This window comes from Fictibacillus sp. Mic-4 (genome assembly GCF_049843615.1).
Lineage (GTDB): Bacteria > Bacillota > Bacilli > Bacillales > Fictibacillaceae > Fictibacillus_A > Fictibacillus_A gelatini.
Genome location: NZ_JBBHZM010000005.1, coordinates 112,918 through 133,432 on the forward strand (window position 1 = coordinate 112,918; position 20,515 = coordinate 133,432).

Annotated in this window: 15 protein-coding genes and 1 riboswitch; of the genes, 6 read left to right on the forward strand and 9 right to left on the reverse strand. The window is 40.5% G+C overall.

Annotated features, from left to right (window positions below):
- Positions 1-5: 5 nt before the first annotated feature.
- Genes WD019_RS06235 through WD019_RS06250 form a run of 4 tightly spaced genes read right to left on the reverse strand, consistent with a single transcriptional unit; the run spans position 6 to position 6,100 of the window.
- Positions 6-3,107 (reverse strand): type I restriction endonuclease subunit R, encoded by a 3,102-nt coding sequence (locus WD019_RS06235; protein WP_425710933.1) that lies wholly within the window; start codon positions 3,105-3,107, stop codon positions 6-8.
- Entirely contained in the window at positions 3,104-4,309 is a 1,206-nt protein-coding gene (locus WD019_RS06240) for a restriction endonuclease subunit S (RefSeq protein ID WP_425710934.1), read from the reverse strand. Before WD019_RS06240 ends, WD019_RS06235 begins: the two co-directional genes overlap by 4 nt.
- Entirely contained in the window at positions 4,306-5,874 is a 1,569-nt protein-coding gene (locus WD019_RS06245; RefSeq protein ID WP_074366286.1) for a type I restriction-modification system subunit M, read from the reverse strand. The genes WD019_RS06240 and WD019_RS06245 overlap by 4 nt, the downstream gene beginning before the upstream one ends.
- 4 nt (positions 5,875-5,878) lie before the next feature.
- The gene (locus WD019_RS06250) at positions 5,879-6,100 is read right to left on the reverse strand and encodes a helix-turn-helix domain-containing protein (RefSeq protein WP_425710935.1); all 222 of its coding nucleotides are present in this window, start codon (positions 6,098-6,100) and stop codon (positions 5,879-5,881) included.
- A gap of 654 nt (positions 6,101-6,754) precedes the next feature.
- Between WD019_RS06250 and WD019_RS06255 the strand changes: the two genes are divergently transcribed.
- From WD019_RS06255 to WD019_RS06270, 4 genes are all read left to right on the forward strand, one after another.
- On the forward strand, positions 6,755-9,049 hold the full coding sequence (locus tag WD019_RS06255) for a phage/plasmid primase, P4 family (protein ID WP_425710936.1): 2,295 nt from the start codon (positions 6,755-6,757) through the stop codon (positions 9,047-9,049).
- A gap of 264 nt (positions 9,050-9,313) precedes the next feature.
- Complete coding sequence (locus WD019_RS06260) at positions 9,314-10,213, forward strand: phage major capsid protein (RefSeq protein ID WP_425710937.1); 900 nt, start codon at positions 9,314-9,316, stop codon at positions 10,211-10,213.
- Between the two features lie 76 nt (positions 10,214-10,289).
- Positions 10,290-10,493 (forward strand): transposon-encoded TnpW family protein, encoded by a 204-nt coding sequence (locus WD019_RS06265; RefSeq protein WP_024833073.1) that lies wholly within the window; start codon positions 10,290-10,292, stop codon positions 10,491-10,493.
- A 57-nt stretch (positions 10,494-10,550) separates the two neighbouring features.
- Positions 10,551-12,203 carry a DUF4368 domain-containing protein gene (locus WD019_RS06270; RefSeq protein ID WP_425710938.1) on the forward strand — a complete coding sequence of 551 codons (1,653 nt, stop codon included), beginning with the start codon at positions 10,551-10,553 and terminating at the stop codon, positions 12,201-12,203.
- Positions 12,204-12,294: 91 nt separating this feature from the next.
- Here WD019_RS06270 and gcvPB read toward each other — a convergent pair whose 3' ends face one another.
- Genes gcvPB through gcvT form a run of 3 tightly spaced genes read right to left on the reverse strand, consistent with a single transcriptional unit; the run spans position 12,295 to position 16,229 of the window.
- Positions 12,295-13,755: an aminomethyl-transferring glycine dehydrogenase subunit GcvPB gene (gene gcvPB, locus WD019_RS06275; RefSeq protein WP_026676801.1), complete on the reverse strand. Its 1,461-nt coding sequence runs from the start codon at positions 13,753-13,755 to the stop codon at positions 12,295-12,297.
- Positions 13,755-15,095: an aminomethyl-transferring glycine dehydrogenase subunit GcvPA gene (gene gcvPA / locus WD019_RS06280; protein ID WP_425710939.1), complete on the reverse strand. Its 1,341-nt coding sequence runs from the start codon at positions 15,093-15,095 to the stop codon at positions 13,755-13,757. The genes gcvPB and gcvPA overlap by 1 nt, the downstream gene beginning before the upstream one ends.
- Before the next feature lie 36 nt (positions 15,096-15,131).
- On the reverse strand, positions 15,132-16,229 hold the full coding sequence (gene gcvT / locus WD019_RS06285; protein ID WP_026676799.1) for a glycine cleavage system aminomethyltransferase GcvT: 1,098 nt from the start codon (positions 16,227-16,229) through the stop codon (positions 15,132-15,134).
- Between the two features lie 228 nt (positions 16,230-16,457).
- A riboswitch (glycine riboswitch) is annotated at positions 16,458-16,545 on the reverse strand.
- A 136-nt stretch (positions 16,546-16,681) separates the two neighbouring features.
- On the opposite strand from gcvT, the gene WD019_RS06290 reads away from it, so the two are divergent.
- On the forward strand, positions 16,682-18,379 hold the full coding sequence (locus WD019_RS06290) for a DEAD/DEAH box helicase (RefSeq protein ID WP_425710940.1): 1,698 nt from the start codon (positions 16,682-16,684) through the stop codon (positions 18,377-18,379).
- Complete coding sequence (locus tag WD019_RS06295; protein WP_425710941.1) at positions 18,348-19,139, forward strand: YqhG family protein; 792 nt, start codon at positions 18,348-18,350, stop codon at positions 19,137-19,139. Before WD019_RS06290 ends, WD019_RS06295 begins: the two co-directional genes overlap by 32 nt.
- 56 nt (positions 19,140-19,195) lie before the next feature.
- Here WD019_RS06295 and moaA read toward each other — a convergent pair whose 3' ends face one another.
- Together moaA and WD019_RS06305 are read right to left on the reverse strand one after the other, a co-directional pair.
- A complete protein-coding gene (gene moaA / locus WD019_RS06300; protein WP_425710942.1) occupies positions 19,196-20,212 on the reverse strand; it encodes a GTP 3',8-cyclase MoaA in 1,017 nt (338 codons plus the stop codon).
- A 114-nt stretch (positions 20,213-20,326) separates the two neighbouring features.
- Entirely contained in the window at positions 20,327-20,512 is a 186-nt protein-coding gene (locus WD019_RS06305) for a YqzE family protein (RefSeq protein WP_026676795.1), read from the reverse strand.
- Positions 20,513-20,515 lie beyond the last annotated feature (3 nt).

The window sequence follows — 20,515 nt, forward strand, 5'->3', positions numbered from 1 at the left end:
ATAGACTACACCAACCCTAAATACTTCTCAAAGAATAACATTAGTTTTTCGATAATTCCTTGCTTTTTTGCGGCTCTGCCTCCGCCAAAACGAGATACAGGTGGCATGATTTTATCAATGGCTGTACCGGTTGTTTTAAGCATTCCATCTCGGAAAGCATTGTCGATGAAACGGCGGGTTTCTTCAGGCTTTAATCTTTCTTCTTCTATAATTGCTGAAATATCCGCTTCTTTACGCTCGTGGAGGAATTTGCGCCAATCCTCATCCACTTTGGTCGAAACATTGACTTGCTCAATAAAACGCTCGATAAGTTCTTTCTTACTTCGAAGTTCAATACTCGAATTGATAGCCTTATCAATGGTCGTAAGAATGGTTTTATCCTTACAGTTGGATTGTTGATATTTGGCTACAAGCATAAGGATGTAGTCAATATTTACCTCTATCTGCTTGACCAGTTCAATCTCAAAAACTATGTCATCATTGATAGTTTCTTTGTCACCATCAGCTCCTTTTCTGTATTCCTGATACAGGTCAATATAAATGCTCTGATAGTCCTGAAAATCCCTTTCAGATAAAATCTCGTTTCCTTCGAAGTCATCGAAGGAAGTAAGAATATTTCTGAGTCGAAGTATTGCTCCATATAACCGGATAAAGTCTTTTTCTGCTTCTTCTCCGATAATAGGTTGGCCAAGGGGATACTGTGTTGTAAGACTTGCAATCAGTTCAGCATATCCCGGCTTATACTCACCTTTATCATCATAGCCGTTATAGTATTCTTCGTATGTTTTTAACAGTACAATACCGCCTGCATCCTTATTGCCGAATAGTGCAATAGCTTTGTCTGTCTCTTCTTTCAAATCTCGGAAACAAACGATATTACCATATGTCTTAACGCTGTTTAAGATGCGGTTAGTTCTTGAAAAAGCCTGAATCAGTCCATGTTGCCGCAGATTTTTATCTACCCATAGCGTATTTAGGGTTGTTGCATCAAAGCCAGTAAGGAACATATTAACAACAATCAATATATCAATCTCCCGATTCTTTACACGAAGAGAGAGGTCTTTATAATAATTCTGGAACTTGTCCGAGGAAGTATCGTAATTTGTGCTAAATGTGGAATTGTAATCTCGGATAGCCGCATCAAGAAAATCTCTGGAGCTCTGGTCAAGGTTTTCCATATTAAAGTCCTCTTCAGGCAGCAGTCCATCTGGCTCCTCCTCATTTGCACTAAAACTGAAAATAGTTGCTATGGTAAGATTACGGTTCTTTTCCTCTATCTGCTTCTTAAACTCATTATAGTATTTGATTGCCATTGGGATGGATGCAGCAGCAAATATGGAGTTGAAACCGGCAACTCGCCTTGTTTCACGCTTTTCTATCATCTTTTTAGGGTTGTGCTTATCTGCTTCTTCCCATTTCGCAGAGAATGTGTAATAACTATTGCGCTTCGTCTTCTGATCAAAGTGTTCAAGAACGTATGAAACAATTTCACTGATTCGCTGTGGATCTGCTAAGGCTTTTTCCCTATCTATGCTATAGACTTTTTTATCATTAATGTAATCAGGCATCTTGATGGTGTTAATAAAATCTATTCTAAAAGGCAGAACATTCCCATCATTGATGGCATCTACAATGGTATAAGTATGTAGCTTTTCTCCAAAGGCCTGCTCTGTTGTACGAAGCAGTGGGTTACCTCTTGAACTGGCATTGGCAGCAAAAATCGGAGTTCCCGTAAAGCCGAAGATATGATAGTTCTTAAAGCTCTTCGTAATTGCTTGATGCATTTCACCAAATTGGGAACGGTGACACTCATCAAAAATCAATACCACATGTTTCTTATAAATATCATGCTGTTTGTTTTTTCGAATAAATATATCCAGCTTCTGAATAGTGGTTACAATGATTTTGTATTCATGAGGATTTCCTTTTTCATCCCTGTCCTCCAATTGTCTTTGAAGAACTCTTGTGGACGTATTACCGTTAGCTGCCCCCTTTTCAAAACGGTCATATTCCTTCATCGTCTGATAGTCTAGGTCTTTACGGTCAACAACAAACAGTACCTTGTCTATGTAAGGCAAGGCAGAAGCTAATTGGGCTGTCTTAAAACTGGTCAATGTCTTACCAGAGCCTGTTGTATGCCAAATATATCCTCCAGCTGCAGTTGTGCCCATCTTCTTGTAGTTGGTTGATACTACAATACGTGATAATATACGTTCTGCAGCAGCTATTTGATAAGGACGCATTACAAGGAGCAGATCCTCAGATGTGAAAATACAATATTTTGTTAGAATGTTTAAAAGGGTATGCTTGGCAAAAAATGTTTTAGTAAAGTCCACAAGGTCAGGAATAATTTTGTTATTTGCATCTGCCCAAAAGCTGGTAAACTCAAAACTGTTGCTTGTTTTTTTACTTCTTCGACGTTCACTGCTGCTTTGCTCCTTGATATGAGCATTTCTTGTGGTGTTACTATAATACTTTGTATGGGTGCCATTGGAGATTACGAATATTTGTACATACTCAAATAAACCAGAAGCCGCCCAAAAGCTGTCACGTTGGTATCGTTTTATCTGGTTGAAGGCTTCTCGGATAGCAACACCGCGACGCTTTAACTCCACATGAACTAGTGGAAGTCCATTTACAAGGATTGTTACATCATATCGGGTTTCGTGCTTGCCACCTGCTTCTTCGTATTGATTAATAACTTGCAAGCGATTGTTATGGATATTCTTTTTATCCAAAAGGTATATGTTCTTTGTTGTTCCATCTTCACGTTTTAGAATCTGGATATGGTCATCTTGAATCTTTCTGGTTTTTTCAACAATACCCTCATTTGTATTGGCAATACATTCTGTGAAAAATCTATCCCATTCACTGTCAGTAAAAGTGAAGTCATTAAGCAGTTCAAGTTGTTTTCGGAGATTTTCTAACAATGAAGCTTCATTGTGCACTGAAATATATTCATATCCTTGGGAAGTCAGTTGCCTAATAAACTCCCGCTCAAGTTCCGCCTCGCTCTGATACTTTTCAGGACGGACATTGTATTCAGCTGCATATTCAGCAACAACCGTTGCTTCGTCAGTACTGGCAACGATGTTGTATATACTCATGCCGTCACCTCCTTGAATGATAACAGTTTATCCCTGTAATATTCATATTGCTTTTGCCTAGCTTCAATTTCAGCAGGAATGCCGCTGGTTAAGTCGTTGCAGAGAGCGTCAAAGCGGTCTAGGATAGATACGATGCGCTCTTGTTCCTCAATGGGAGGGACAGGAATCCGATAATCCTTAACATTTGCGTCGGATATTGCTGGATAACTTGCACCTTGTTGATACTTTTCAACATGATAATAAAAAGAAGAAGATGCAATGTGATATAAAACCCATTTTTGTAGAACAATATCTGTATTTGCCCTTAAAACACAAAATCCAGTGCTACATATTTGTCCATCATACTCACTATCAATTAAACAATATCTTTTTAATAAAGGTCTTGTAGTAGCGAACAAAATATCGCCTGCCTTTACGATTTGTTGTGCCCTACTTGGTGCATTGTTTTTATTGATTTCCTGTGTTTCAGTAATATAATGTAGTTCTCTATCAACTGACGTTAAATCAATATATTTGTAAGTTGTTGATTCATCTTCCAAAGACCATTTTATATTTGATGTTGGTAGGGTGCATTCTTTAAGCGAAATCCATTTAACAGTATCTTCGTTAAGATCAGTCAATAGTAGATCCCTATAATACTCATACTGTTTTCTTCTTGCTGTAAGCTCTGCTGTAAGCTCTGCTGTAAGCTCTGCTGTAAGCTCTGTGAAATTGTCCAGAATACGGACAATTTCCTGCTGAACAGGTAGAGGGGGAACGGGGATAACAAATTCTTCTGTAACCCGAAGAGAAATCTGCGGCAATGAACCCATACCTAACGCAGCTTTTCTAAAATGTGAAAGGTTGCTTTTAAGTACATAATATAAATATTTCACAGCTATTTCATTATCGGCTGTATACGCCCACATTTCATTCTTAAATGTAAATGGCTTATCATAATAAACAGCATCGATTACACCTCTGGATTGTACCAACACTGCTGGAACTCTTGTAATATTTGCGTTTGGAATATCTTTTTCCATTGCGTTAATTACAGTTTTTCCACCTGCAAAGATTCTGATTTCACCATTGGGATTATCAATTTCTTTCATTTTTCCTGCCGTAATAGGGGTACCCTTGAGTCTTTTATAGACTTGTTTTATTTTTTTATATTTCACCCCTTCCGGGCAAAGCTCAGCAATCAACTCATCCAATCTACTCATTTGCCCACCTCAATTTCCGCAATAATCTTATCTATTTCTTCCCTTAAAATTTGCTCTCGTGCCACAATCTTTTCTATCTCAGCATTGAGGGCAACAATATCAATTTTTTCTCTGGTATCCTCCTGTTCCACATATGTTGAAACAGACAGGTTATAATCTTGTTCAGCTATTTCACTGTTTGGCACAAGCCTAGCAAAATGCTCTATATCTTTTCTATCTTTGAATGCGTTAAGAATGGTCTCAATATTTTCCTGTGTTAGTTTGTTGTTATTGGTAACCTTGACAAATTCCTTTGATGCATCGATAAATAAGGTGCTATTTTCTGATTTTGACTTCTTCAGCACCATAATGCAGGTAGCGATACTGGTACCATAAAACAGGTTGTCCGGTAACTGAATGATACAGTCGATATAGTTATTGTCAATCAGGTACTGCCTGATTTTCTTTTCGGCTCCACCACGGTACATTACACCGGGGAAACAGACAATAGCCGCTGTTCCGTTTGTTGCAAGCCAAGAAAGGCTATGCATAATAAAAGCAAGGTCTGCCTTGGATTTAGGAGCCAATACTCCCGCTGGAGAAAAACGGGGATCGTTAATCAAAATAGGATCATTGTCGCCCTTCCATTTAATGGAGTAAGGTGGATTTGATACAATGGCTTCAAAAGGCTCATCATCCCAATGTTGCGGATCTGTTAGCGTGTCACCAAGGGCAATATCAAATTTGTCATAATCAATATCGTGCAGGAACATATTAATTCTGCACAGGTTGTAGGTTGTAATGTTGATTTCTTGACCGAAGAAACCTTGACGTACATTTTCTTTTCCTAAGATTTTTGCAAACTTTAGCAGTAGAGAGCCAGAACCGCAAGCGGGGTCATATACCTTGTTGACTTCAGTTTTTCCTACTAATGTTAAGTGGGTAAGGAGTTCAGAAACTTCCTGCGGCGTATAGTATTCACCACCACTTTTTCCTGCATTGGATGCATACATACCCATTAAAAATTCATAAGCATCACCGAATGCATCTATGGTATTGTCTTTGTAATCTCCCAGCTTCATTTCTCCAACAGAATTCATTAGCTTAACCAGCTTTTCATTACGCTTTACTACAGTGTTACCTAGCTTATTGCTGTTAACATCAATATCGTCAAACAGACCTTTGAAATTATCTTCACTCTCTGTTCCTTGGGCAGATGCTTCTATATTACTGAAAATCTGCTCTAGTGTTTCATTTAAGTTTTCATCGTCCTTTGCACGAGCTCGGACATTTTCAAAAAGCTCGCTGGGTAAAATAAAGAAGCCTTTTGTCTTAACTAAATCCTCTCGTGCCTGTTCTGCTTCTTCGTCGGATAACTTAGCATAATCAAATTCCGTATTGCCAGCTTCCCATTCTCCGGCGTTAATATAGGCAGTAATATTTTCAGATATGTAGCGGTAAAACAGCATACCTAGAACATATTGCTTAAAGTCCCATCCATCTACACTGCCTCTTAGATCATTTGCCATATTCCATATCGTGCGGTGTAATTCCGCCCGTTCCTGTTCTTTTCTGTTATTTTCCATAACTCTACTTCCTTTCTTCAACCATATTGGGCACTAATTCCATGATATCTTTAAAATCAACGCCAAGTGCCGTACAAACCTTTACAAGAACGTCCATACTGACATATTCGTTTTTAGAAAGCTTTGAAATTGACGATGGACTTATTCCCGCAGCAGCTTGTAAATCTTTCTTCTTCATATCGCGGTCTATCAATAATTTCCAAAGCTTTTTATAGCTAACGGCCATCTTGGTCACCTCTTTATATATGTTTCTTCCATTATAGCACATTTTCTTCAAAAATAACATGATTGTTCTGCGTTTGTGAAGTAATTTTACAATGTTAACAAAGATAATGATAGTTGTGTATGCCTTTATTTTTGATTTTTATTTAAATAAATACTTTTAGACAAAAATGTCTGTAAGTCTATTTGTAAAACCAAAGGCAAAGTTATAACATTCAGCCTTCTTAAATTTAATATCACTTTCGCTCAAATTCGAGCAAAAACACAATCATTACAGCCGTCTTTACCTTAGAAAAAAGACAGGCTGTTTTGTTTTAAGGGTTCGAATCAATAGAATTCTTCGCTTATAGATGAGGAAGAAAATTATTTTTAGAAAATCCTCAACTAATATGCCCTACCGTGGCTATAAGGTGAGAGGAAAAAAATCCCCCAATGAAAGCATAGTTTTTCTCTCACTGCTCCTTGACAACTGAATACCCCGAAATGCAAGAGATACTTCAAGCAGAATATGCCATGACGATAATTCCGAGCGTATTCCTTGAAAGATAACGAGATTGTGTCCAACAAGGCAAACTCTCTGGAACAGTAGCGTTTCGGGTCATTTATAACAGGCAAGGAGGTGAAATAACTGAAAACACAATACGAGAACTTGCCGCAGGTGCTTAAAGATAAGCCACAGTTTTGCTGTTGGAAATATGAAGAGCGAAGTGGTAAAAAGACCAAAGTTCCCTATAACCCGGTAACGGGAAAAAGGGCAAAAGCAGATCAGCAGATTACATTTAAAGATTTTAGTTCGGCGGTAGCTGCTATAAGTGATTATGACGGTATCGGATTTTTGGTGGGTAATGACATATGTGTTATCGACTTAGATGATTGTTTTGATAGCAATGGTAAGCTTAAGCCTATTGCCCAAATTGTTGTAGAGGCTTTTAGTGGTTGCTATATGGAACACAGTCCATCTGAAAAAGGGCTTCATATTTTCTTTAAGGCCACCGGCTTTAACTTCGACAAAACAAAATATTATATCAACAACAGAAAGCTGGGAGTTGAGGTCTATGTGGCTGGAGCGACTAATCGTTTTGTTACCGTAACGGGCAATGTATTTGCAGATGGTGATATACCTGAGAAATCGATTGAGCTACAGATGATACTAGACAAGTATATGCTACGTCCTACCCCTGTGAAGCAACTACTGGATACAGAAAGTCAATCCTATCTGTCTGACAAGTCTGTTATTGAGAAGGCTTTAAAATCGGCAAACGGAGAAAGGTTCAAAGCATTATGGCAAGGGGATACATCTGGCTATGCTTCTGCCAGTGAAGCTGATTTGGCACTTTGCGGTATGCTGGCATTTTGGTGTGGCAGGGATATTGGGCAGATGGACAGACTTTTCCGGCAGAGCGGCCTAATGCGAGATAAATGGAATAGACTACAGTCCGGCAGTACTTATGGAATGATAACCATAGAAAAAGCTATTGCAAATACTACTGAAATATACAAACCAGGTAGTAAGCGTTCATCAGCTGCAGAAGATTTTGGTGAACGTTCCCTTGCTGATTTTAAGCCTGAGAGTAACGATCACTACCCTTGGACGGATATCGGGGCAAGCAGGCTGTTTGCTGATTATTATAATTCTTTTGCCCGCTTTGTTCCCGAAAGGAAGATGTGGTTTTGCTACGAGAATGGTATTTGGATTCCTGATGTCGGTAATCTCAAAGTGATGGAAATGTGTAAATCATTGGCTAACCAACTACTAACCTATGCTTTGACTATTCAGGATGAACATCAAAGAAAGGCATACATTGACTATTGCCGTAAGTGGCAGTCAAGAAGATACCGAGAAACGGTTCTTAAGGATGCACAGAGCGTATATCCCATATCAATGGCTGAATTTGACCAAGACCCGCTTATGCTCAACTGTGCCAATGGGACTTTGTTTTTAATGTCTATGGATTTTCGTCCCCACAACAGCGAGGACAGACTTACTAAGATATCTGGTGTTAAGTATGATCCAGAAGCCAAAAGCGAGCGATGGGATAGATTTATTCATGAGATTATGAGCGGAGATGAGGAAAAGGCAAAATTCCTCCAAAAAGCCTTTGGCTACAGCATCAGCGGAGACACTCGGTATGAATGCCTGTTTGTTCTTTATGGTGCTACAACTCGAAACGGTAAAGGTACGCTATGTGAGAGCATTCTTAAGGTATTAGGAAGTTATGGCTGTACCGCAAGGCCAGAGACTATCAGTCTGAAAAAGAACAATAACAGTTCAAGTCCAAGTGAAGATATTGCCCGGCTTGCAGGAGTACGCTATGTAAATATTTCCGAACCTAGCAGAGGACTTGTCCTAAATGCTGCACAGGTAAAAAGCATGACGGGTGGTGACACCATCAATGCAAGGTTTCTACATGAGAATTCTTTTGACTTTTCGCCAAAGTTTAAGCTGTATATCAACACTAATTATCTGCCCGTTATTACGGATATGACGCTGTTTTCTAGTGGCAGAGTGGTGATTATCCCTTTTGAACGACACTTTGATGAAAGCGAGCAGGATAAAAACTTAAAACGCGAATTCGCCAAACCGAAGAATCAGAGTGCTATCCTCAACTGGCTAATTGAAGGCTATCAGCTGTTAAAGAAGGAGGGATTGACTTTACCTGATTCCGTTAAGACAGCAACGGAGGCTTATAAGCGTGACAGCGATAAAATCGCATTATTTTTCGAGGATGCCTTGGAGGAAAGCCCTAACAGTGAGGTGCGGACATCCGAAGTGTATGCCCGGTATCAGCGTTGGTGCAGTGCCAATGGCTGTTATTCGGAGAATGCAAGAAACTTCAAACAAGCCTTAACAGCTATCGCCCGTGTAGAACGGAAACGACCACGTTCTGGTGGTGGAATGACCACAATGCTTATCGGATATAAGCTGACTGAAGAAGAGTTTTTTCTTATTTAAACACAGTGTAGCAGCTTGTAGCAAGAAAAACAGGTTATATAAAAAATCGCTCTCGTATAGAGAGTTTAGTTTTTACCTGCTACATCTTGCTACAAAGCTTAAGACCACTGGAAACAACCCTATGTGTTAATACCAGCCCCTAGGGGAGGTCAAATCTCCACATCTTTTCATCTGGACAACGGGCGTGGGGCAACGCGTAAAAAAACGCGGTTTCAAACGGGGTATATACCCCACAATCCATTTTAATTTAGGAGGTAAACGATTATGGCAACATCAACAACTTATAATAGAGCGTTTTGGAATGTTATGAAAGGAAAAGAAGAAAACAATCAAAATCTAAGCGAGGGCTTTGATAATGCAGGAGCCTATGTCGCACCAGACGAGTTCCGAGAAGGCTTTAACACTGCTCTATCCAAGGAGAATATATTCCGCAGATTTGCTACTGTTATCAATCTATCTTCTGCAGAAGGTAAAATTCAAGCGGTATCCTCAACGGGTACAGCAGATTGGGTTGAAGACGGAGATCCAATCCCCGAAAGTGCCGATACATTTACACAGTTTCTGGTGAAATCATACAAGCTGGCATCTCTTGTCAAGCTAAACCGCTCATTCGTCACTGATATGAACTTTAATCTTGAAAAATATCTGATGGGTGATTTTGCGAAGCGTTTTGGCAAGGCTGAGGAAAATGCATTGCTTAATGGAAATGGCACAACTCAGCCAACAGGTTTACTTACGGCAGACGCAGATGTAACTACAGCAGACAATAGTACCATCTCTTTTGATGAGATTATCTCTCTGTATTTTTCATTAAAAGATGAATACCGAAATAACGCTGTGTTTATCATGCACGATAATACAGCCATGCTTCTTAGAACCCTTAAAGATACAAGTGGCAGTTATCTGTGGAATTCTTCAGATAACACCATCTTCGGAAAGCCTGTAGTTACCTCTCCATATATGCCTACAGTATCAGCAGGAGCAAAAAGCATTGTATTCGGAGATTTATCTTATTACTGGCTGATTGAGCGTCAGCCAATAACAATAAAAAAATTAAGTGAGTTATATGCATTGCAGGGGCAAATTGGCTATTCTGCTTACGAGAGATTGGATGGCAAGCTAATTCAACCGGATGCTCTGAAAATATTACAAATAAAAGCTTAAATAATGGATTAGGCACTGGGTCATCAATTCGGCTCAGTGCCAGTTCCTTCAAAACTTTCGGACAGGAGGTCACGATATGGAGAATCAAAGTAACAGCCGCACAACCAAATCCGATATCGGAGGTACGGTCTATGTGGTGGAATCACGAGTAAGTGATTCAGCAAAGGAAAGTGCATATTCCAAGCTGAAACGGCTGATTACAGTCAACGCAAAAAGTCTTTCAAAGTTATCAGATAGTTCATATAAACCCACGGAAATCAACTCGACTTCTTCAAGGTAGTACGATAATATACATAGTGCTAAACCGCTTGAAGACTGTCGGAAATGGAGGAGAAAAATGAATAGACAGTCAACATTTAGCACTATACGTAAATCAACATTAGCATTTGAAGAAGCGAAAATTACTGCTTTGTACTGCAGGCTTTCCCGTGATGATGAGCTTGCAGGAGACAGCAACAGTATAGTAAACCAGAAGGCAATTCTAAAAAAATATGCTGAGGACAACGGTTTTCGCAACATCGAATTTTATGTGGATGATGGGGTCAGCGGTACAACTTTTGATAGACCAGACTTTAACCGCATGATTGCTGATGTAGAGTCTGGTAGAGTCGGAACAATTATCATCAAGGATATGTCCCGTTTCGGCAGGGATTACCTCAAAGTAGGCTATTACACAGAGATAATGTTTCCTGAAGCAGATGTACGATTCATTGCTATTAACAACGGTATTGATAGTGCAAACCAAGCAGACAGTGACTTTACACCGTTTCTTAACATTATTAATGAATGGTATGCTAAGGATACTAGCAAGAAAATCCGTGCTGTATTCAAATCCAAGGGACAGTCCGGTAAACCACTCTGCACCAATCCGCCTTACGGTTATATTAAAGACCCTGAAGATAAGTTGCACTGGATTATAGATGAAAAAGCCGCTGAGGTGGTCAGAGATATTTTCCGACTGTGCATGGCTGGCTTTGGACCCACGCAGATAGCAAAACAACTTGAAAAGCGATGCATTGACACACCTACGGTTCATCTTCGCAAAATGGGTATTAACACTCCAGCAAGACCACCAGAAAACCCATATGCTTGGTCGGCTCGTACCGTAGCAGATATTCTGGCTAAAATGGAATATCTAGGTCACACGATAAATTTCAAGACTTCTAAAAAGTCATATAAGAGCAAAGTCAAGATATTGAACAATCCAGAAGATTGGCTGGTTTTCAAAAATACCCATGAAGCAATTATCGATGAGGGCACTTGGGAAACAGTGCAGAAAATCAGAGATGGCAAGCGAAGACCATCACGATTAGGTGAAATGGGAATGCTTTCTGGCATGATGTTCTGTGCCGACTGTGGAGCAAAGCTGTATCAGGTTAGAGGCAAGGGATGGACACACGATAAGGAATACTTCGTTTGTGCTACTTACCGCAAGAAAAAGGGTATGTGCAGTTCACATCAGATACGCAATGTTGTAGTGGAACAGCTTTTGTTAGAAGACTTAAGGCGTGTAACCTCCTTTGCCAAAGACCATGAACAGGAATTCATCCGTATAGTAATGAATAATTCAGAAAAAGAACTTGCCAAAGAACTCCGCCAAAGTCAAAAGGAGTACGAACAAGCACAGGCTCGTATTGCTGACATAGACAAAATCATTCGAAAGCTATATGAAGACAATGTGATGGGCAAAATTCCCGAAGAGCGTTTTTACAAGATGTCGGCTGAATATGAAGCCGAGCAGAAGACACTGGAAGAAAGGATAACCAAATTAAAACATACCATTGATACTGCAAATGAACAGTCCCTCAATACCGACCGCTTTTTGGCACTGGTTAAAAAGTACACAGAAATTACAGAATTGGATGCAGAGATTATCCGAGAGTTCATTGACAAAATTATTGTATTTAAGGCTGAAAAAGTAGATGGCCGCAGAACCCAGCGGATTCAAATTTTCTATAACTGCATTGGCGCTATTGATTTGCCAAACTAAACGAAAAAACGGCATAGCCGAATATCAACGACTATGCCGAATTTTTCAGGAATTTATAATCCCTATCTGACCGCTCCTAACCGGGCTATTTTTATTGTTTTTCGTAACGCAATATTGGTTTTCTGGCAGCAGTCGCTTCATCTAGCCGTTTAATAACTGTTGTATGCGGAGCTTCTTGAACGATTTCAGGATTTTCTTCCGCTTCTTTAGCGATTTGAATCATCGCTGCGATAAATTCATCTAGCGTTTCTTTTGATTCGGTTTCCGTCGGTTCTACCATAATAGCTTCCTCTACACTAAGCGGGAAGTAGATTGTCGGCGGATGATAGCCGAAATCAAGCAGACGCTTTGCGATATCAAGCGTACGTACGCCTAATTTCTTTTGCCGCTTGCCGGACAATACAAATTCGTGCTTACAATGCTGATTGAACGGCAAATCAAAATGAGGCTCTAATTTACGCATCATATAGTTTGCATTTAATACGGCATATTCCGATACGTTGTGCAAACCTTCCGGCCCCATCGTGCGAATGTATGTGTAAGCACGGACATTAATTCCGAAGTTGCCGTAATACGGCTTCACACGGCCGATCGATTGCGGACGATCATACTCAAACGTGAATGCATCCCCTTTTTTCATTAAGACAGGTTTCGGCAAGAACGGAATGAGCTCTTTTTTCACCCCTACTGGACCTGATCCAGGGCCACCGCCGCCATGAGGACCCGTAAATGTTTTATGAAGATTTAAGTGAACGACATCAAAGCCCATGTCACCAGGGCGCGTATAACCCATAATCGCATTCATATTCGCTCCGTCATAATAAAGTTTTCCGCCAGCTTCATGAACGATCGCAGCCATCTCTAAAATATGCTCTTCGAAAAGACCGAGCGTATTTGGATTGGTCAGCATAAGTGCGGCCGTATCTTTCCCAACCACACTACGCAGATCATCTAAATCGACAAGACCGCGCTCATCCGTTTTTACGGTTATGGAATCAAATCCTGCAACAGTTGCGGAAGCGGGGTTTGTGCCGTGAGCGGAATCAGGCACAATGACCTTTGTCCGTTCTTTATCCCCATTCGCTTCATGATAAGCGCGAATCATCATTAGCCCCGTCCACTCACCGTGCGCACCGGCAGCAGGCTGCAAAGTGACTTCATCCATACCTGTAATCTCTGCAAGGGTCGTTTGTAAGTTATACATCATTTCCATCGCGCCCTGAACCGTTTCTTCCTCTTGAAGCGGATGAATATGGGCAAACCCGGGATAACGGGCCACATCTTCATTAATTTTCGGGTTATATTTCATTGTGCAAGAACCGAGCGGATAAAATCCGGAGTCAACCCCATGATTCCTTTTCGATAATGCCGTATAATGGCGCATAATTTGCAATTCTGATACTTCAGGTAGTTCAGCATCTTCTGTTCGCATGTATTCGGAAGGAATCAACTCGTCAATGGACACTTCAGGAACGTCTAATGGCGGAATACTGTAGCCAATGCGCCCTTCTTTTGACAATTCAAAAATAAGCGGTTGATCTTGTGTATGCATTATAGTCCCTCCAATACAGTTGCTAATTGATCGATTTCTTCTTTCGTACGCAATTCCGTCACTGCAATTAACATATGATTTTCAAGCTCCGGATAAGTCTTGCCGAGGTCGTAGCCGCCAATGATTCCATGATCTAATAATTTTTTGTTTACTTCTTTTATTGGGCGATTGAATTGAACGACAAACTCATTAAAGAAAGGCCCTTCAAAAGGAACGTTAATCCCTTTTTCAGCCAGCGTTTTTTTTGCATAGTGCGCTTTTTGCACGTTCTGCATTGCAATTTCTTTTACGCCTTGTTTCCCTAGCGCAGTCATCGCAACAGATGCAGCGAGTGCGTTTAACGCCTGGTTCGAACAGATGTTTGACGTTGCTTTATCCCGGCGGATGTGCTGCTCGCGTGCTTGCAATGTTAAAACAAATCCCCGTTTGCCATTTTCATCTACCGTTTGGCCAACAAGACGGCCAGGCACTTTCCGCATTAACTTTTTCGTTACGGCAAAATATCCGCAATGCGGTCCGCCGAATCCTTGAGGGATGCCGAAAACTTGCGCGTCACCGACCACGATGTCAGCCCCTAATTTCCCAGGAGGAGTGAGGACACCAAGCGAAAGCGGATTACTTGAAACTACAAACATCCCTTTTTCCTGATGGACGATCTGTTCGATTTCTTTTAACGGCTCAATTTGACCGAAGAAGTTCGGATATTGAATAATCACGCAAGCCGTGCTATCATCAACTACTTGTTTCAATTCTTCAAGATCGGTCACGCCATTTTCAGTGTCCACTTCAACGACTTCAAAATTTTGGCCGTATGCGTAAGTGGCAAGGACCGAACGCGATTCAGGATGAACGCTTTTTGAGACGATAATTTTAGTTCGTTTTGTTTGCGCTGCTGATAAAAGTGCAGCTTCTGCTAATGCAGTTCCGCCATCATACATGGAAGAGTTTGCGACATCCATGCCTGTCAATTCACAAATCATGGTTTGGAATTCAAAAATGGCTTGCAATTCCCCCTGTGAAATTTCCGGTTGATAAGGCGTATACGCTGTATAAAATTCCGAACGCAAAAGGACATGATTAACAATTGATGGAGTGTAATGATCATACACCCCCGCACCTAAAAATGAAGTATAGTCTTTCGTATTCATATTTTTAGCCGCTAATTGGGACATGTATTTAACAAGCTCAGGCTCAGGCAACGCTTCTTCAATTTCAAGGCTTCTTTTCAGACGCACTTCTTCCGGAATATCTTTAAACAATTCTTCCGTAGAAGAAATGCCGATCGCTTCCATCATTTCTTTTTTATCTTGTTCAGTCATTGGCAAGTAACGGAATGTCATTTTGATCCTCCCCTAAATCGTGGTTTAAAAAATAATTTAGCCCTTTTTATAAAATGGAGATTTTACTACGACTGCCCTCAGGCGTTTTTGTCTAATTTGGACTTCTACTTCGGTTCCAAGTTCAGCATATTCTGACTTTACTAGCGCAAGCCCGAGATTTTTCTTCAACGTTGGTGATTGTGTGCCAGTTGTCACCTCACCGATTTTTTCCCCGCCTTTAAATACTTCATAATGGGACCGTGGAATCCCTTTGTCGATCATTTCAATACCGACAAGCTTCCGCGCCACTCCCTCTTCTTTTTGTTTCATTAACGCTTGTTTCCCAATAAAGTCATCTTCTTTATTCAGCTTAACGGCAAAACCGATGCCGGCCTCAAGCGGACTAATATCTTTCGTGAGCTCCTGGCCATAAAGTGCGAGTTTAGCTTCAAATCGAAGCGTATCCCGGCTCCCTAGTCCACATGGCAAAACGCCATCTTCCTTGCCTGCTTCTAATATGGCCTTCCAGAGGTCGGCCACATCTTCAGGACGGCAATAAATTTCAAATCCATCTTCACCTGTATAGCCCGTTCGAGAAACGAGCGCTTTTTTTCCATTAATCAAAACGTCTTCTTTAAACTTGAAGAAGCCAATGGAAGAAAGGTCCGTATCCGTTAATGTTTGAAGAACTTTTTCCGCCAATGGGCCTTGAAGTGCCAATTGGGATACTTGATCTGAAATGTTCGTTAATTCAACTTCACCATCAAGATGGGATTGCATCCATTCAAAGTCTTTATCGATATTCGCTGCATTCACAACGAGTAAAAAGTGATTGTCATTTCGCTTGTAAATGAGAAGATCATCAACCGTGCCGCCATCTTCGTAACACATGGCCGTATATTGTGCACCGCCGTCTATTAACTTGGATACATCGTTCGTCACCATTTTTTGCAAATAAGAAAGCGCCCCGGTTCCTTTCACTTCAAATTCACCCATATGAGAAACGTCGAAAAGCCCGGCACGTGTTCGTACGGCTTCATGTTCCTCTTTTATGCTTGAAAATTGAACAGGAAGTTCCCAGCCGCCAAAATCGATGACTTTTCCGCCATAGTTTTTGTAAAGTTCAAAAAGTGGTGTACGCTTTAATTCTCCCATTGCTTCTCCTCCTTAGATTATTTTTTAAATTCAAACAATTAAAGTAGTATCATCAAGCAGTTAGAAAGCCGCTTTACTTTTACTGCAAAAACTAAAAAAGGACAGAAAAATACACCATCAGTGGCGTATTTCTCTGTCCTTATACCTGAAAGTTTCTCGCAAGCGGTTTTGAATCTCGCCGGAGTTTCCTCTTTGGTGGCTAAACTGAATTAGCACTCTCCAGAGATGCGTCAAACAAGAGTCTTTTTGCCTGAGAGATTCACACTATGCTTGCTCCTTCGGCGCTACATGAAGTAGTCTCTCCCCTTGCCTTCATTCGCAAGTATGCAATTTGGCAGTAACGACAATACTAAAAACATCTAAATTATTTACGTTTGTATAACACATTATTATCCTATCATTTTTATAACGGAAAAAGCAATCATCTTTTTAATTGAAAGGATCACCAATTGATGAATATCGACATTAACTTTCAAAGGGATTGGCATGACCAATTTCTCAAACGAATTGATGATGACGGACCGTGGGCGAACTGGGAACTGTACAATTTAGCATTGGAAGCCGAACGGCATTTATCCATACCGGAGTTCCTCGGACTTCAGGCGCCGAAACATCTCCCCCAGTTGACGTTTCTTCCCCATCAGTTAGAAGTTGCGAAAACTGTTATTGAGAAAATGAACGGCAAAGCGATTTTAGCTGATGAAGTGGGGCTAGGAAAAACGATCGAAGCGGGTTTGATCATTAAAGAATATATGATTCGCGGTCTTGCCCAAAAAGTTCTTATTCTCGTGCCGGCTTCACTTGTTTTGCAGTGGACTACGGAATTGAATCAGAAATTTTTTATACCGGCAGTCGCCCAGAAAAAATCGTATGTCTGGGAACAATGTGATATCGTTGTCTCTTCGATTGATACGGCGAAACGACAGCCGCACAGGGACATCGTCCTCAATCAAGATTATGACATTATCGTCATTGATGAAGCTCACAAACTTAAAAATAAGGCAACGAAAAATTACGAGTTTGTTCAGCATCTAAAAAAGAAATTTTGTTTATTATTAACGGCCACTCCGGTTCAAAACAAAGTCGATGAGATTTTTAACCTAGTCTCTTTATTAAAACCAGGGCATCTTGGGAATCAGGAAAATTTTGATAAAGATTTCCGGAACGATAAATATTCGCTAAAAAATGAGGAAAAATTAAAAGATCTCGTCAACAAAGTAATGATTCGAAACCGCCGTGAAGAAACAGGGTTAAACTGGCCAAAGAGGTACGTTCAATCGATCCCGATTACGCTATCGGAATCCGAACGGCTCCTTTATGACAAAATAACGGAGCTTAAAAAACTGCCTTATTTAAATCGCAGCAAATTTTCGGTCATTACGTTGCAGCGCGAAGTATGCAGCTCTCGGGAAGCCGCTTTTCTCACGATTAAAAATATGCTTGAAAAAAGCGAGGGGAATGCGTTTCCCGATCAGATATTAGTTTCTATAATGAAATTGATTGAAAACGTTACGCAAAATTCAAAAGCGCAAAAAGCGTTGGAACTCATCCAATCGATTGACGATAAAGTTATTATATTTACGGAATATCGAGCGACTCAGCTATTTCTGCAATGGTTCTTGCAGCAGCACGGCATATCTTCCGTTCCGTTTAGAGGCGGGTTCAAGCGCAGCAAAAAAGATTATATGACGTACTTGTTTAAAAACCACGCCCAGGTTTTAATTGCTACAGAAGCAGGCGGTGAAGGGATTAACTTGCAATTTTGCCAGCACATTATTAACTACGACTTGCCATGGAACCCGATGCGCATTGAACAGAGAATTGGCCGCATTCATCGGATCGGGCAACAGGGAGATGTTCACATTTATAATTTCGCGACGAAAGATACGATTGAGGAACACATTTTAAATTTGCTCTACAACAAAATCAACCTTTTCGAAAGTGTCATTGGCGAGCTGGATGAAATCTTAACGAAATTTGAATTGCGAAACATTGAAAATTATATTTCGGACATTCTCATTAACTCCGAAAGTGAAGGAGAAATTCGGGTAAAGATGGACAATTTAGCCTCTTTAATCAATTATGAAGGAGGCATTAAACAAAAAGGGTGGGAAGAACATGCAGCAGCAAGAGATTCATCGTTTTCTTGAACGGTTCTTCGTAGCGAATGAGTGCGAGATCCTTGAAAAAACCGCTGACTCTTTAAAAGTCCAGCTTACAATTGAGCTCGATAAACTTTTGATGAACCGCCCGTTTTATTGGCATTATCTTGAGAAGACAGGAGCCGAACCAAACCCGATGACTTTAACACTCTACACTGGACAAGGACAGCCGGCGGACAGTAGCGGGGAATTCATTCACTTTGGCTCTCCCCGCTTGCATCAAATCTTTTCATCGACAAAAAAGCTCGCTTCTTTTATTCGCATGTACGAATCGGTTCCTCATTCCGGGATAAACATCGCCCTCAACCCGTGGCTTTGTATAAATGTAAAAATATCGTATCAATGCGATCGAAAAAAAGATATGATTCATTCTTACGGAATTCATTTAATTAACGGAATCATTGAGGAAAACTTTCATGAGAAACTTCAAACGATACGATTGTCGAAACGGATTCCTGACTATTGTTATACGCTCTCTCCTCTCATTAAACCGGTCAGCGGGTTAAAGCGATTGGAAAATATGATCATTGAAAAAATCCATGAAGACGACCATTCATGGGCCGAGGATGCGCGCATGAGATGGGCCGAAGACGAAGAGCTGCTTAACCGTTTTTACGAGGATATAGAAGAGAAACCCGAATATTACTATGGAGAAAAAGAAGCGTTACAAACGCAATACGAGCCAAAAATAACCGTCTCCATTATAAATGGCGGATTATTTTACCTGGCAAACAGTCAAAAAGGTTAAATTGATTTAAAATCAATTTAACCTTTCTCACTTCATGAATCCGCTTCGAAAACGGTTCATCCGCCGATATACGACATTTCGATTTTGTCTTTCCGGTATTTATATGATAAACGTTCCTCGGAATAACGATCGGTTCGTTTTTTCCATGTTTGATGGATCGTTTTACGCAGCTCTTCCTCCGAATAGCCGCTGCGCAATGGCGTTTTTACATCTAACCCGTTGGAAGCGAACAGACACGTATACAGTTTTCCGTCCGCTGATAGTCTCGCCCTTGTGCAAGAGCTGCAAAACACATCGCTTATCGAGGAAATGATGCCTATTTCACCCCGTCCGTCAATGTATTCATATCTCGTTGCCACTTCTCCGAAATATTGACTTTCTATTTTTTTCAATGGAAGCTCTTTATTGATTTTTTCAATGATTTCTTTTTTCGTCATCACTTCATGGAGATTCCAGCCATTCGTCGTACCAACGTCCATGTATTCAATAAATCGTAATATATAAGGGGTATCTTTGAAAAAACGGGCCATCCTGACAATTTCATGGTCGTTTATCCCTTTTCGCACCATCATGTTTACTTTTACTTGCAAGCCCGCAGCATAGGCCGCTTTCATCCCATCTAATACAGCTTGAACCCGGACGCCTCGCCCGTTAATCTTTCCAAAAGTATCGTCATCAAGTGAATCGAGGCTTACGGTTACCCTTTTCATGCCCGCTTTTTTTAAACTGGCAGCCAGCTTCGGAAGCAACACGCCATTCGTTGTAATCGCCAGATCTTCAAGCCCTTTTAATTGATGAAGACGTTCAAGCAATTCGGGCAAGTTTTTTCTAAGCAGTGGCTCCCCGCCTGTGATTCGGATTTTTTTCACGCCAAGACGGATAAACTGCCTGGCAAGCCATACGATTTCATCAAATGTTAGCAATTCCTCTTTTTTTAAGAATGGATAGTCCGATCCGAATATTTCCTCAGGCATACAGTATGTGCAGCGAAAATTGCATTGATCCGTGACAGAAATTCTTAAATCACAGAGCGGCCGATGATATTGATCTTTAATGATCGATTGATCCTCCATTTTCCATCACACTCATTTGCATTTGTTTCTTAAAACTTACCATAAGTTAGCGTGGAATAAAACAACCTTGAACTCATTAATGTTGACAAAAACAAAAATAAAAAAACGGAAGCACTATCTTTTCTTCCGTTTAAACGCATAACCTAATGCTGTCGGGATTAACCCGAACAAAAAGGACAATGGGGGTTCCTTCGCCTTTCTTTTTTCAGTTCTTCGTTTCTTTCTTATCTCTTTTGGCTCCTCAATATAGCGTACAAATCGCTCGGTCGCCTGTTTTATATAATCATTTGAGGAAGGCATTTT